Raw genomic sequence first — 15516 nt, 5'->3', positions numbered from 1 at the left:
CCATAACCACCTTTGCTAAATTTGTTCCATCACAAACCGTCTTGTGGCTGCGTCAATTTCCTGAATTTCCTCTAAGCTCGGACGTGCAATGACAGTGTGATGGTGCATTGCTTTTTCAATGAGGTCTTCCACTGTTAAGAAACCAATTCTCTTTTGTAAAAAAGCTTCAACAGCTACTTCATTTGCCGCGTTCATTACAGCCGGCATACTTCCACCTGTCTTTCCAGCTTCATACGCAAAACGTAGACAACGGAAACGCTCTTGATTCATTTTCTCAAAATGCAATGTTCCCATTTCCCATAAATTTAACTGTTTCGTGTCTGAAAGAGGCAATCTATCAGGATATGTAAGCGCGTATTGAATCGGTACTCGCATATCAGGTGAGCCAAGCTGTGCCATTACACTACGATCTTCAAATTCAACCATAGAATGAATAATACTTTCTTTATGTAGAACAACATCGATTTGCTCATAAGGGATACCAAAAAGCCAGTGTGCTTCAATTACTTCTAGCCCCTTATTCATCATTGTAGCAGAATCAATTGTAATTTTCGAACCCATTGACCAGTTTGGATGACGAAGTGCATCTTCTACGGTCACTTGATGCAATTCATCTCTCGTTTTATCACGAAAACTTCCGCCTGAAGCAGTTATAATTAAGCGAGAGATTCTTTTTTCATTTTCACCATTCAAGCATTGAAAAATAGCTGAATGTTCACTGTCTACTGGAAGTAACGATACATTATGTTTTCGTGCTGCTTCCATTACAAGATGCCCTGCAGTTACTAACGTTTCTTTATTTGCAATTCCAATTGTTTTTTTCGCCTCAATTGCGCGGAGTGTCGGTAACAACCCTACGCTACCTACAACAGCATTCACTACAATTTCTGTATCTGGGTGCAGCGCTACTTCTAATAAGCCTTCGCTACCATATACTACTTTTGTATTACCAGAAACAGCTTGTAATTTTAAAACATCTTCCTCTCTTTGCACAGAGACAATTTGCGGGGAAAATTCTTGAATTACCTTTACTGCATAATCAACATTTTTCCCTACAGAAAAAGCAACGAGACGGAATTGGTCTGGGTGCGAGCGTAACACATCTAATGTTTGTGTACCGATTGATCCGCTTGCACCTAGTAAACTAATGTTTTTCATGACTCCACCCCCTCGTTCATTTATTAATTGTATTGTAATAAGAAGTATAGAATTGGTAACACAAATAACCAACTATCTGTTCGATCTAAAATACCACCATGTCCAGGTAAAATTGTACCTGAATCCTTTACACCATAATGGCGTTTAAATGCAGATTGCACTAAATCACCAATTTGTCCAAAAATAGAAATGATAATCGTCAGAACGATTAAAACTCCTACATTCGCTTCAACTGGGAAGAACATATTGTAAACAAGTGCAACAACAATTCCACAAACAATACCGCCTAATGAACCTTCAATCGTTTTATTCGGACTAATTTCTGGCCATAATTTTCTTTTTCCAAATGCTTTCCCTATGAAATATGCACCTGAATCAGTTGCCCATATGACAAATAGTGCACAGAACACATATTTGATTCCTAATATTCTCGTTTCATTTAAATATAAGAATCCCATTCCAACATATGTCGTTGCCATAAGTAAAAATGAAGCATTGTCAAAAGTAAATGTATTCTTAGAAAGGACTGTATATGATAAAAGTAATAAAACAATCACAAATGTGATTTCTAATTTACCTAACCCAATCCACGTAAACAGTTCTGATGCACTACTCGGAATTAAAATAATCCACAATAATACTGCAGCTAAAACTGTTGGTACCGAAATAAGCGTAAGCTTGTTCATACGAATTAATTCATATAAACCTATAGAAGCAAGTGCATACACTAAAACTGTAAAAGGCACGCCACCGTAAATTACGATGGGAATGAATAGCGCGGCAGCAATCACTCCAGTAATAATTCTCTGTTTCACTACCAAACCCTCTCTTTCTACACGCCTCCGAATCTGCGCCCTCTATGTTGAAAGTCTGTAATCGCATTTAGCAAATGTTCCTCGGTAAAATCTGGCCAATACACATCTGTAAACCAAAATTCCGAATAAGCAATTTGCCATAACATGAAATTACTAATACGTAGCTCTCCGCTTGTACGGATTAACAACTCTGGATCAGGTAAAGAACTCGTCATTAAGTAAGAAGAAATCTTTTCTTCACTTATTTCTTCCGAACGAATTTTTCCTTCCTCACTATCTTTCATCATATGTTGCACAGCAGAAACGATTTCATCTCGACTTCCATAGTTTAACGCGAAATTAAGAATTAATCCCGTATTCTCTTTCGTATCTTCCATGGCTTTTTCCATCGCTCTGCGCGTATGCGTAGGAAGACGATCTTTTTGCCCTATTACTCGGACTTGTACGTTTTCTTCAATCAACTCTGGTAAAAATGCACCTAAAAATTCTTCTGGAAGCTTCATCAAATAATCAACTTCTTTTTTCGGTCTTTTCCAGTTCTCAGTCGAAAAAGCATAAAGAGTTAATACTTTCACATCAAGCTTACTTGCAAATTTTGTGATTTTCTTCACAACTTGCATACCTTCATGATGACCAGCAATGCGAGGCATGGCTCTTCTCTTTGCCCATCTTCCATTACCATCCATAATAATAGCAATATGTTCTGGGATATATCCTTTTTTCACTTTTTCAATGAGATGATCAAACGATGTGACCTTTTTACTTTTAAAAAAAGGAAACTTTTTAAACATCATTCATACCCTCCAACAAGCAGACGTATGCCTAAAAGTGTAAAAAGACCCCCTTAAGAAGAGGGTCATATTTGCGAAATTATCGCTATTACACTTCCATAATTTCTTTTTCTTTGTTTTTTGCGATTTCGTCAACTTTTGCAATATATTTATCTGTTTCTTTTTGGATATCTTCAGTATATCCTCTTAAATCATCTTCTGTAATGTCGCCAGCTTTTTCAAGCTTCTTAAGGTCATCATTACTGTCACGACGTACGTTACGAACAGCAACTTTTGCTTCCTCAGCATATTTCTTCACAACTTTTACAAGATCGCGACGACGCTCTTCTGTTAATGCAGGGAATGCAATACGAATTACAGTTCCATCATTAGAAGGGTTTAAGCCTAAATCTGCTTTTAAAATTGCTTTTTCAATATCACCGATAGAAGTTTTATCATAAGGTTGAATTACAAGCAAACGTGCTTCTGGAACTGTAATGTTCGCTAATTGCACAACTGGTGTTGGTGCACCATAGTAATCAACTTGTACCTTATCTAATACAGACGAGCTTGCACGACCAGCGCGAACTGTTGCTAATTCACGAGAATAAGCAGCAACTGCTTTTTCCATTTTTTCATTTGAAGACTTCAATACTTGTTGTCCCATAATTTATTTCCCCCTTACAACTGTTCCAATATTTTCGCCTAAAACGGCACGTTTAATGTTACCTTTTTCCATAACCGAGAATACAATTAATGAAATATCATTATCCATACATAAAGAAGAAGCTGTAGAATCCATTACACCTAAACCTGCTTTTAATACATCTAAGTAAGTAAGTGTTTCGTATTTCGTAGCTGTTGGGTCAATAGATGGATCTGCACTATATACGCCATCCACATTATTTTTCGCCATTAAAATAACGTCCGCTTCGATTTCAGCTGCACGTAATGCTGCTGTTGTATCTGTAGAGAAGTATGGGTTACCTGTACCTGCAGCAAAGATAACAACACGTTTTTTCTCTAAGTGACGAATTGCTTTACGACGAATGTAAGGCTCTGCCACTTGACGCATCTCAATTGAAGTTTGTACGCGAGTTTGAATTCCAATATTCTCTAAGCTATCTTGAAGAGCTAATGAATTCATAACTGTTGCTAACATGCCCATGTAATCTGCTCCTGCACGATCCATGCCCATTTCACTTCCAATTTTCCCACGCCAAATGTTACCGCCACCAACAACAACAGCAACCTCTACATCAAGTTCTGCAATTTCTTTCACTTGTTCCGCAACTGACTTAATAACAGCTGGGTTAATTCCAAATCCTTGCTCGCCAGCTAAAGCTTCTCCGCTCAGCTTTAAAACGACACGATTATATTTCGGTTTACTCATAATGAACCTCCAATTGCTTACATCTTTATTTTAAAAAAGGGAACACAATGTGTTCCCTAATCTGTATTAGTTGTTACCTTTTACTTGGTTCATTACTTCTTCAGCAAAGTTGTCTTCGCGTTTTTCGATACCTTCACCAACAGCGTAGCGAACGAATCCTTTTAATGTTCCGCCTTTAGACTCAACGAATTGACGAACTTTCATGTCAGGATTCTTAACGAATGTTTGGTCAAGTAAGCAAATCTCTTCAAAGAATTTGCCAAGACGGCCTTCTACCATTTTCGCAACGATTTTTTCAGGCTTTCCTTCGTTTAAAGCTTGTTGTGTTAATACTTGACGCTCATGCTCAACTTCTTCAGCTGTTACAGCATCGCGGTCGATGTATTTAGGGTTAACTGCTGCGATGTGCATTGCTACATCTTTAGCAGCTGCTTCGTCAGTAGAACCTTCAAGAACTGTTAATACACCAATACGTCCACCCATGTGTAGGTAAGCGCCGAATGCATCAGCATCAGTTTTTGATACGATTTCGAAACGACGAAGTGTAAGTTTTTCACCAATTTTAGCGATTGCTTCGTTGATGTGCTCTTCTACTGTTTTGCCGCCTTCGATTGTTTGAGCCATAGCTTCTTCAACGTTAGCAGGTTTGTTAGCTAATAAGTGAGCAGCTAATTCTTTAATTAACGCTTGGAAACCTTCGTTTTTCGCAACGAAATCAGTCTCAGAGTTTAATTCTAAGATTAAACCTTCGTTACCGTTTGTTTCGATGAAAGTTAAACCTTCAGCAGCGATGCGGTCTGCTTTTTTAGCAGCTTTCGCAATACCTTTTTCACGTAAGAAGTCAATTGCTTTCTCCATGTCGCCGTTAGTTTCTGTTAAAGCTTTTTTGCAGTCCATCATACCTGCGCCAGTTTTTTCGCGAAGTTCTTTTACCATTTGTGCAGTGATTGCCATATTTTTCATCCTCCTAAAATATGTATTTATACCTTTTATAAAGGTGTTTATACCTTAAAAAAGGTGATAAAAGGCCGAACCCCTTATCACCTTTCCAAATTTGTTACGCAGTAACAGTTTCTTCACCTTGTTTTGTTTCAAGGATCGCGTCTGCCATTTTAGATGTAAGAAGTTTTACAGCACGAATTGCATCATCGTTTGCTGGAATAACGTGATCGATTTCGTCCGGATCACAGTTTGTATCAACGATACCGATGATTGGAATGTGTAATTTGCGTGCTTCAGCAACTGCAATACGCTCTTTACGAGGGTCTACTATGAATAATGCACTTGGAAGACCTTTCATATCTTTAATACCGCCTAAGAATTTCTCAAGACGCTCTAACTCTTTTTTAAGTTGAACAACTTCTTTCTTAGGAAGTACTTCGAAAGTACCATCTTCTTGCATTCTTTCGATATCTTTAAGACGCTTGATACGCTTTTGGATTGTTTGGAAGTTTGTTAAAGTTCCACCTAACCAACGTTGGTTAACGAAGTACATACCAGCACGAGTTGCTTCTTCTTTAATAGCTTCTTGTGCTTGTTTTTTAGTACCTACGAATAAAATGTCTCCACCTTCAGCAGCGATGTCACGCATCGTTCTGTAAGCTTCCTCAACTTTTTTCACAGTTTTTTGTAAGTCGATGATGTAGATACCGTTACGCTCTGTGAAGATGTAACGCTTCATTTTTGGGTTCCAACGACGAGTTTGATGTCCGAAATGAACACCAGCTTCAAGCAATTGTTTCATAGAAATTACTGACATAATTTAGTTCCTCCTAAATGGTTTTTTTGATATCCTCCGTTTACTTCATCTCTAAGCGAAACTACGAACGTAGCACCAACACTTAAATCAGTAAACGTGTGTACTTTGTACTGACACCACTGCTTACTATATCATACTGAAATATTACAATCAAGTCGAAAATGCGAACAATGTAAAACTTTCTTTTTTTCACGCTCAAATCCTAGTATTACCAACCTTCAATTCCTTTAAGCAAGGAATTGAAGGTTAATTAATAGTTTTCTAATGAATGTTGTCATGACGCCTTACGTAAGCAAAATCATTCACTTAAAAAAACAAAAAACTCTCCTCAAGCGAGGAGAGTTTTTTTTATAAATTAGTTTGTTTTTAATTTAGCAAGTTCCTGTAGAAACTTGTCGTTTAGCACTTTAATGTATGTTCCTTTCATACCTAAAGAGCGAGACTCAATAACACCAGCACTTTCTAATTTACGTAGTGCATTTACGATTACCGAACGAGTAATTCCTACGCGATCAGCAATTTTACTTGCAACAAGTAAACCTTCTGTTCCATTTAATTCTTCGAAGATATGCTCGATTGCTTCTAACTCACTGTAAGATAATGAGCTAATCGCCATTTGAACAACAGCTTTACTACGTGCTTCCTCTTCGATTTCTTCTGCTTTTTCACGTAAGATTTCCATACCTACAACAGTTGAGCTGTATTCAGCAAGAATTAAATCATCGTCTAAGAACTCTTGACCAAGACGAGCTAATACTAGTGTACCTAGACGCTCACCGCCACCAACGATTGGTACGATTGTAGTTAAACCTTGACCGAATAATTCTCTATTTTCTACTGGGAATGCTGTGTAGTCACTATCCACACCTAAATTTGAAGATGTTTCTGTAACATTGAATAAACTTTGCGTATACTCTTCTGGGAATTGACGCTCTGCAAGCATGTGCTTCATACGTTCGTTTTCGATTTGTTGGTGAATCGCATATCCTAATAATTTACCGCGACGACTTACAACGAACACGTTCGCTTCAATTACTTCACACATTGTGTCAGACATCTCTCTAAAGTTTACAGGCTTTCCTGCTGCGCTCTGTAATAACGCATTTAATTTTCTCGTTTTTGCTAATAATTCCATTTCAAAATTTCCTCCTACATGTTACTTACATATTTTTTCATCACTTGGAAACTAGGGCGAGTCACCTGATGACACTATTACAAAATAAACTGGCTCACATCTTTATTTTTAGCTATTGTCGCTAATTTTTCCTCAACATATTGAGGTGTTATCGTTATTTTCTCTAACGTAATTTCAGATGCCTCAAACGATAAATCTTCAAGGAGCTTCTCCATAACAGTATGAAGTCTTCTCGCTCCAATATTATCTGTATCCTGATTAACTTGATAAGCAATCTCAGCAATCTTACGAATAGCTTCGTCTGAAAATTCAATTTCTATACCTTCAGTCGCTAATAACGCCGTGTACTGTTTAATTAGCGCATTGTCAGGCTCGATTAATATTTTAACAAAATCATCCGCCGATAATTTTGTTAATTCTACTCGAATCGGAAATCTCCCTTGCAATTCCGGAATTAAATCCGACGGTTTAGACATATGGAACGCTCCAGCTGCAACAAATAAAATATAATCGGTTTTTACTGATCCGTATTTCGTTGCTACATTCGATCCTTCTACAATCGGTAAAATGTCACGTTGCACACCTTCACGCGATACATCTACGCTATTCGACTGCTTACCAGCAATTTTGTCAATTTCATCGATAAAAATAATCCCGAGCTGTTCAGCACGATAAACAGCCTCTTGTGTAACTTCATCCATATCAATTAAGCGCTGTGCCTCTTCATTTGTCAAGAGTTTTCTTGCTTCTTTTACAGAAAGTTTACGTTTTTTCGTTTTTTTCGGCATGATACTTCCTAGTGCATCTTGGAAATTCATTCCCATTTGTTCCATGCCAGTTCCTTGCAACATATCAAACATAGAAGACTGTTGTTCCGTCACTTCGATTGATATCACTTCATCTTCAAGAAGGCCTGCCGCAAGCTTTCTTTCCACATCTTGACGTTTCTTTTCGATTTCATCATCTTCCTGTGCATCAGATGTTTGGTTTGAATTTTGATTACCACCAAAAAGCATTTCTAATGGATTTTTAAATCCAGATTGCTTCTCCGGACTCGGCACTAAAATTTCAACAAGACGTTGATTCGCTTGCTCTTCTGCTTTATCTTGAACTTTAACTACCATTTCCTCTTTCACAATGCGAACAGACGTTTCAACAAGGTCACGGACCATCGACTCTACATCTCGACCCACATATCCAACTTCTGTAAATTTCGTCGCTTCAACCTTAATAAAAGGTGCTCCAACGAGTTTCGCCATTCGCCGTGCTACCTCTGTTTTACCAACACCTGTCGGTCCAATCATTAAAATGTTTTTAGGTGCAATTTCATCACGTAAATTTTCAACTAATTTACTGCGACGGTATCGATTTCGTAGAGCTACAGCAACCGCTTTCTTTGCATCTTTTTGACCGATGATGTATTGATCTAATTTTTCCACAATTTGACGCGGAGTAAAATGTAAATGCATATAAAATGCCTCCCTTACGATTCTACAATTCTTCAACAATTATGTTGTGGTTCGTATAAACACAAATATCGCCTGCAATTTCTAAACTGGCCTTCGCAATTTGTTTCGCTGTTAAATGTTCACTTGCATGTTGCTTTAAAGCACGACCAGCAGCAAGTGCATAATGTCCGCCTGAACCAATTGCTAAAATACCATCATCTGGTTCAATCACTTCTCCTGTACCTGAAACAAGGAGCATCGTTGTTTTATCCATGACAATGAGCATTGCTTCTAGCTGACGTAGCATTTTATCACCACGCCATTGTTTCGCCATCTCAACTGCAGCGCGCTGCAAGTTGCCATTATACTCTTCTAATTTTCCTTCAAACATTTCAAAAAGAGTAAATGCATCAGCAACTGATCCTGCAAAACCAGCTAAAACTTTCCCTTGGAAAAGTTTGCGAACTTTGCGAGCTGTATGTTTCATTACAACAGCATTTCCCATCGTTACCTGACCATCTCCAGCCATTGCACATTCTCCATTATGATGAACTGCAAATATCGTTGTAGCGTGGAAATTTCCCATAGAAAAAACTCCTTTATATGTTTTTATAGCCTTAAAAGCAATTTATGCCCGCGGGTGATGCTTCATGTACACAGAACGCAATCTTTCTTTAGAGACATGCGTATAAATTTGTGTGGTTGACAAATTCTCATGACCTAATAACTCCTGCACAGTACGTAAATCCGCTCCTTCATCCAACATATGTGTAGCAAATGTATGCCTTAACATATGGGGACTTATCCGCATTGTAAGTGAAGCTTTCTTAATGAGTTCGTTCAAAACATAACGTACACCCTGATCTGTTAACGGCTTACCTTTCGCATTTAAAAATACCATATGAGATTGTTCTTCAGTCTTTTGAGCTAACTGTTTTCTCCCGTTCTCTATATAAGTAATTAAAGCATCTTGTGCATAGCTTCCGAACGGAATATATCTTTGTTTTTTCCCTTTTCCCATCACTAAAATTGTTCCCACTGCAAAGTCAATGTCGGTAAGTTGCAAATTAACGCATTCGCTTACACGAATCCCAGTTGCATACATCAACTCTAATAAAGCTTGATTCCTTTGACCTAATGGTGCCCCTGTATCAGAAACTTCAAACAATTCCTCTAACTCTTCAGCATATAAAAACTTTGGGATTGACAATTCTTTCTTGGGAAGTGACGCAAGTGCAAACGGATTATCTTTTTGATAACCTTCACGCATCAAAAAACGATATAAACTTCGTAAGCTTGATACTTTCCTTGCGACAGATTTACGGGCTAACTTCTGATCGTGCAACGTCGTCAAGTATAAACGAACATCCGCGTATGTAACATCTAAAAAAGAGGATATGCCTTCTCGCTCCATAAATTGCACAAAATGTTCTAAATCATTTTGATAACTTGCAATTGTATATTTTGAATAATTTCTTTCAATTTGTAAATATCCAACGAATAATTGTAACAATTTCTTCACATTCACATCCATATAATTCACCTCAATAAAGGCTACTAAATCGTATCACAACTTAGTAGCCTTTGCAAGAAATTTAATTAAATATTTACAAAATTTTGAATTGTTTCCAAAGCGCGTGTAGCATATGCTTCATTTCGCTCTTGTTTCTTTTTAATTTTCTTCTCTAACGGTGTAAATAAACCGAAGTTTGCATTCATTGGCTGGAAGTTTTTCGCATTTGTCGCAGTAATATAATTTGCCATACTTCCCATTGCAGTTACAGGTGGTAATACAACTGGCTCTTCACCTTTTACAAGTCGAGCAGCGTTAATACCCGCTAATAATCCTGATGCTGCTGATTCAACATAACCCTCTACACCAGTCATTTGACCAGCGAAGAATAAATCATCACGTTGTTTATATTGATATGTTGGACGAAGTAAATTAGGCGAATTAATAAACGTATTACGATGCATTACACCATAACGTACAATCTCTGCGTTTTCTAGTCCTGGAATTAGCTGTAACACTTCTTTTTGTGGCCCCCACTTTAAATGTGTTTGGAAGCCTACAATATTATATAATGTTCCTGCTGCATCATCTTGACGTAATTGAACAACCGCATACGGTGTTTTCCCTGTTTTCGGATCTTCTAACCCAACAGGCTTCATCGGTCCAAATACTAACGTCTGTCTTCCTCTACTTGCCATAACTTCTACTGGCATACAACCTTCAAAGAAAATTTCTTTTTCAAATTCTTTTAAAGGCACTGTCTCAGCAGCAATTAAAGCCTCATAAAAACGATCAAACTCTTCTTCTGTCATTGGACAGTTTAAATATGCCGCTTCACCTTTATCATAACGGGATTTTAAATATACTTTATTCATGTCAATGCTGTCTTTCTCAACGATTGGCGCTGCAGCATCATAGAAATAAAAATAATCTTCACCTGTTAGTTTTTTTAATTGTGCAGAAAGATCCGGAGACGTAAGTGGACCTGTCGCGATAACAGTTGGTCCCTCTGGAATTTCAGTGATTTCCTCATTCATTACAGTTACGTTCGGATGATTTTTCACATATTCAGTCACTTTCGCCGCGAATTCATGACGGTCTACAGCTAAAGCACCTCCTGCTGGTACAGAGCACTCATCAGCTGCACGAATAATGACAGAATCCATTAGACGCATTTCTTCTTTAATAACACCAACAGCATTTGTCAATGTGTTTGCGCGAAGTGAGTTACTACATACTAATTCAGCAAATTTATCTGTATGATGAGCTGGTGTTTGCCTTACTGGTCTCATTTCATATAATTTTACTTGGACACCACGCTTTGCAATTTGGTAAGCTGCTTCGCTTCCTGCAAGACCTGCGCCAATGACGTTTACTACTTGTGTTGTCATATATATCACCTTTCCTTTTCTTCCCGAAAAAAATGTGAGCAGTTACGCTCACATTTGTTGTTCTTCTTCATAATCACACGAAATACATTGTACTTGCACGCCTTTTTTTAACTTTTTCTCTACGAGCATACCTTCACACTTCGGACATTTACGACCAATCGGCTTATCCCAAGATACAAAGTCACATTCTGGATACGTACCGCATCCGTAGAAAAGGCGTTTCTTTTTATTACTACGGCGTTCAATAATTTGCCCTTTATCACACTTCGGACAAGTAACACCGATTTCTTTTACAATCGGTTTTGTATTACGACATTCCGGGAAATTTGAACAAGCCATAAACTTCCCATATTTACCCATTTTAAAGACCATCGGGTGACTACATAATTCACAGTCTTCCCCAGCTGGTTCATCTTTAATTTCCACTTCACGCATTTCTTTTTCCGCTTTTTCTAAGCGCGGTTCAAATCCTACGTAGAAATCATCAACAATTTTCACCCAATTTGCATTTCCTTCTTCTACTTCATCAAGGCTTTGCTCCATATTGGCAGTAAATTCAATGTTAATAATTTCTGGGAAAAACTCTAAAATAAGTTCGATTACTATTCCACCAAGCTCAGTCGGAACGAAGCGTTTATTATCTAAAGCAACGTATCCTCGTTTTTGGATTGTTTCAAGTGTCGGTACATAAGTAGACGGTCTCCCAATTCCAAGCTCTTCAAGTGTTCTTACTAGACGAGCCTCTGTGTAACGCGGCGGAGGCTGTGTGTAATGTTGCTTTGGTTCTATATCTTTTGAAAATACAGTTTCACCTACTTCTAACGGTGGCAACATCTTATCCTTTTCTTCCGCACCATCATCTTTCGACTCTACGTACACTTTCATAAATCCTGGGAACTTTACAACTGATCCACTTGCACGGAACTGAACATTGTTATTAATGAGTTTCGCTGTAACAGTATCCATTATAGCAGATGCCATTTGACTTGCAACAAATCGCTCCCAAATCAGTTTATACAAACGGAGTTGATCACGACTTAAGAAACTTTTTAGTTCCTCTGGCTTTCTCATTACCGAAGTAGGACGAATCGCCTCATGCGCATCTTGTGCTTTCGACTTTTTCGTTTCTTTCCTCTTCTCTGTTCCTATGTATTCCGCACCAAACGCCTCAGTAATGTAATCACGAGCCTCTGTTTGAGCTGTTTCTGAGATACGTGTTGAATCAGTTCTCATATACGTAATAAGACCTACAGTCCCTTGTTTTCCAAGATCTATCCCTTCATACAGCTGCTGTGCAAGCATCATTGTTTTCTTTGCTCGCATATTTAACTTACGCGCTGCCTCTTGTTGCAAGGAAGATGTTGTAAACGGTAATGCAGGGTTACGCTTTCGCTCTTTTCGCGTTACATTTTCAACCGAAAACGCATTGTCTTTCATCTTTTCGATTATTTCGTTCACTTGTGCTTCGTTCGTTAATTGAACTTTTTCACCATCTACACCGTAAAAGCTTGCTTCAAATGTGTCTTTCCCTTTCACAAATTCTGTTTTAATTGTCCAGAATTCTTCAGGTTCAAAACTTTGAATTTCTTTTTCACGTTCGATGATTAAACGAACTGCTACAGATTGTACGCGTCCTGCACTTAATCCTTTTTTTACTTTCTTCCATAATAAAGGACTAATATTGTAACCAACAAGACGATCGAGTATACGCCTTGCCTGTTGTGCATCTACTAAATCCATATTAATTGCACGAGGATATTTAAATGATTCTTTTATTGCATCTTTTGTAATCTCATTAAATACAACTCGGCAATCTGATTCAACGTCCACATTTAACGTATTTGCTAAATGCCAAGCAATTGCTTCTCCTTCACGATCCGGATCGGCCGCGAGATAGACTTTCTTTGCTTTTTTTGCCGCTGATTTTAAATCTTTTAAAACGGGACCCTTACCACGAATGGTAATATACTTCGGGGTGAAGTTATTCTTTACTTCTATCCCCATTTGGCTTTTAGGTAAATCGCGGACATGTCCCATGGACGCGACGACTTTGTATTTTTTCCCTAAATATTTTTCAATGGTCTTCGCCTTAGAAGGCGACTCCACGATTACGAGGTAATCTGACATGCTAGTGCCTCCTTAAGAGGTGGATTCAAGTCTTCATCAATCTTATTGATTTCTCTTGTTTTTGTCAATCAAGAATGAATATACCATACAGCGACAATCTACCATTTGTCAATAATTGTTTAATAAAAACATAAAAATATATGGTTAATTTGAAATTTCTTCAAGGATATCCTCCGCATTTCTTACTAGCTTTGCGCCTTGTTGAATTAGATGATTCGTTCCCGCTGCACTCTCTATAAATATAGGTCCAGGAAGCGCAAACACCTCTCTATTTTGTTCTAGCGCAAGGTCTGCAGTAATAAGGGATCCACTTCTCGTTTTTGCTTCTACAACTAAAACACCTTTACTTATACCGCTAATAATTCGATTTCTTTTTGGGAAATACCATTTTTTCGGCACATAATGGGGCGGATACTCTGTCAATAACAATATATAATCTTTCCACGTGTCATATAAACCTCTATTCTCCTTTGGATACATATAAGATAATCCATGTCCTAATATTGCAATGGTCGGGCAATGCTGCCTTACTGTAACTTCATGAGCAATTGTATCTATCCCTCTTGCAAACCCACTAACAATAAGCCATTCTTTTTCAAGTAAAGGTTGTAAAATAAACTTCATACTCTCCTTTCCATATAAAGACGGTTCTCTCGTTCCAACAATCGCTAATTTATTTACTTTATTTAGAAAATCTCTTTCTCCTTTTCCGTATAAAACAAAAGGGGGATCTTGTATTTCTCGCAGTAATTGTGGATAGTCCTTATCCCATATTGTTATATAAAATATTCTCTTTTTTTCTAACTGGGATACATATTGTTGGAGATTTGAAATTTGAAGAAAATTTACTAGTTCTAAAGATTTTTTCGAGGATATTCCAGCGTAATATTCAAATTGTTTCGGACTAAAAGTGTATATTCCCTTCAGTTCTGGATCAACATATAGTAGTCTCTCCATCGCCTTCCAATGATCCGCCAACATGTAATGAAGGTGCAATAAACGTTCTCTTTTCATCTCAATTCTCCTTACCCATAATTTTTATTATGTAAACAAAAAATGTGTAAAAAGACACCCTCTAATAAGAAGGTGTCTTTCAAAAAGATTAGTAGTTTTTACAAGTCTCAAATAATCCCTTTTCTTTTAAAACAGAGATTAATGTTTCACCCATAACAGCTGGTGTTTCCGCTACTTTAATACCACAAGCTTCCATTGTTTTAATCTTTTCAGCAGCAGTTCCTTTGCCGCCAGAAATGATCGCCCCAGCATGACCCATACGTTTGCCTTCAGGCGCTGTTTGACCACCAATGAAGCCTACAACTGGTTTTGTCATATTAGCTTGTACCCATTCTGCTGCTTCTTCTTCTGCCGTACCGCCGATTTCACCAATCATAATTACAGCATGCGTTTCTTCATCTTCATTAAATGCTTTTAACGCATCAATAAAGTCCGTACCGTTAACAGGGTCTCCCCCGATACCTACAGCAGTAGATTGACCAATACCTTCTTGCGTTAACTGATGTACAGCTTCATACGTTAATGTACCAGAGCGAGATACGATACCAACATGACCTTTTTTGTGAATATATCCTGGCATAATACCAATTTTACATTCGTCAGGTGTAATGACACCAGGGCAGTTTGGTCCAAGTAAACGTGTATGTTTACCCGCCATATATCTCTTTACATTTACCATATCTAATACAGGGATTCCTTCAGTAATACATACTACTAAATCAACCTTTGCATCAACAGCTTCCATAATTGCATCAGCCGCAAAAGCGGGTGGAACGTATACAACTGAAGCGTTTGCGCCTGTTGCTTTCACAGCATCTTCTACTGTATCAAATACTGGTACGCCTTCAATATCAGTGCCACCTTTACCTGGTGTTACACCACCTACAATTTTCGTACCGTATTCAATCATTTGCTTTGTATGGAATAACCCTTGAGAACCTGTAATACCTTGAACAATAACTTTTGTATCTTTATTAACTAATACGCTCATTT

General features: G+C 37.8%; 15 protein-coding genes. All 15 read right to left on the bottom strand.

Annotation, left to right across the window (positions count from 1 at the left end):
• Window positions 1-15: 15 nt before the first annotated feature.
• The 15 genes from dxr to sucD all read right to left on the bottom strand — a co-directional run bounded on the left by dxr (window position 16) and on the right by sucD (window position 15514).
• On the bottom strand, window positions 16-1158 hold the full coding sequence (dxr, locus tag MKX66_RS00665) for a 1-deoxy-D-xylulose-5-phosphate reductoisomerase (RefSeq protein ID WP_002014547.1): 1143 nt from the start codon (window positions 1156-1158) through the stop codon (window positions 16-18).
• 23 nt (window positions 1159-1181) lie between these two features.
• Window positions 1182-1973, bottom strand: a complete 792-nt coding sequence (cdsA, locus tag MKX66_RS00660) for a phosphatidate cytidylyltransferase (RefSeq protein ID WP_002088171.1) — start codon at window positions 1971-1973, stop codon at window positions 1182-1184.
• 17 nt (window positions 1974-1990) lie between these two features.
• A complete protein-coding gene (locus tag MKX66_RS00655) occupies window positions 1991-2767 on the bottom strand; it encodes an isoprenyl transferase (RefSeq protein ID WP_002014545.1) in 777 nt (258 codons plus the stop codon).
• Between the two features lie 85 nt (window positions 2768-2852).
• Window positions 2853-3410, bottom strand: a complete 558-nt coding sequence (frr, locus tag MKX66_RS00650; protein WP_000531506.1) for a ribosome recycling factor — start codon at window positions 3408-3410, stop codon at window positions 2853-2855.
• Between the two features lie 3 nt (window positions 3411-3413).
• Window positions 3414-4136 (bottom strand): UMP kinase, encoded by a 723-nt coding sequence (gene pyrH, locus MKX66_RS00645; RefSeq protein ID WP_002014544.1) that lies wholly within the window; start codon window positions 4134-4136, stop codon window positions 3414-3416.
• Window positions 4137-4202: 66 nt separating this feature from the next.
• Entirely contained in the window at window positions 4203-5090 is an 888-nt protein-coding gene (tsf, locus tag MKX66_RS00640; RefSeq protein WP_002088177.1) for a translation elongation factor Ts, read from the bottom strand.
• Window positions 5091-5193: 103 nt separating this feature from the next.
• On the bottom strand, window positions 5194-5895 hold the full coding sequence (gene rpsB / locus MKX66_RS00635; protein WP_002088178.1) for a 30S ribosomal protein S2: 702 nt from the start codon (window positions 5893-5895) through the stop codon (window positions 5194-5196).
• Between the two features lie 355 nt (window positions 5896-6250).
• Window positions 6251-7030 carry a GTP-sensing pleiotropic transcriptional regulator CodY gene (codY, locus tag MKX66_RS00630; RefSeq protein ID WP_002014541.1) on the bottom strand — a complete coding sequence of 260 codons (780 nt, stop codon included), beginning with the start codon at window positions 7028-7030 and terminating at the stop codon, window positions 6251-6253.
• Window positions 7031-7107: 77 nt separating this feature from the next.
• Window positions 7108-8499 carry an ATP-dependent protease ATPase subunit HslU gene (hslU, locus tag MKX66_RS00625; RefSeq protein WP_002014539.1) on the bottom strand — a complete coding sequence of 464 codons (1392 nt, stop codon included), beginning with the start codon at window positions 8497-8499 and terminating at the stop codon, window positions 7108-7110.
• Window positions 8500-8521: 22 nt separating this feature from the next.
• A complete protein-coding gene (gene hslV, locus MKX66_RS00620) occupies window positions 8522-9064 on the bottom strand; it encodes an ATP-dependent protease proteolytic subunit HslV (protein WP_002014538.1) in 543 nt (180 codons plus the stop codon).
• Window positions 9065-9106: 42 nt separating this feature from the next.
• A complete protein-coding gene (gene xerC, locus MKX66_RS00615) occupies window positions 9107-10006 on the bottom strand; it encodes a tyrosine recombinase XerC (RefSeq protein WP_078175468.1) in 900 nt (299 codons plus the stop codon).
• Between the two features lie 71 nt (window positions 10007-10077).
• A complete protein-coding gene (gene trmFO / locus MKX66_RS00610) occupies window positions 10078-11382 on the bottom strand; it encodes an FADH(2)-oxidizing methylenetetrahydrofolate--tRNA-(uracil(54)-C(5))-methyltransferase TrmFO (protein ID WP_002014534.1) in 1305 nt (434 codons plus the stop codon).
• Window positions 11383-11430: 48 nt separating this feature from the next.
• Window positions 11431-13509, bottom strand: coding sequence for a type I DNA topoisomerase (gene topA, locus MKX66_RS00605; protein WP_002088184.1), 2079 nt, complete (start codon window positions 13507-13509; stop codon window positions 11431-11433).
• A 144-nt stretch (window positions 13510-13653) separates the two neighbouring features.
• On the bottom strand, window positions 13654-14523 hold the full coding sequence (gene dprA, locus MKX66_RS00600; RefSeq protein WP_341085285.1) for a DNA-processing protein DprA: 870 nt from the start codon (window positions 14521-14523) through the stop codon (window positions 13654-13656).
• Window positions 14524-14611: 88 nt separating this feature from the next.
• Window positions 14612-15514, bottom strand: coding sequence for a succinate--CoA ligase subunit alpha (gene sucD / locus MKX66_RS00595; RefSeq protein ID WP_002033796.1), 903 nt, complete (start codon window positions 15512-15514; stop codon window positions 14612-14614).
• Between the last annotated feature and the right edge of the window lie 2 nt (window positions 15515-15516).

The sequence above is a fragment of the Bacillus sp. FSL R9-9530 genome, assembly GCF_038008145.1.
In the GTDB taxonomy this organism is placed as follows: domain Bacteria; phylum Bacillota; class Bacilli; order Bacillales; family Bacillaceae_G; genus Bacillus_A; species Bacillus_A mycoides.
This window is presented reverse-complemented; position numbering and strand designations above follow the sequence as displayed.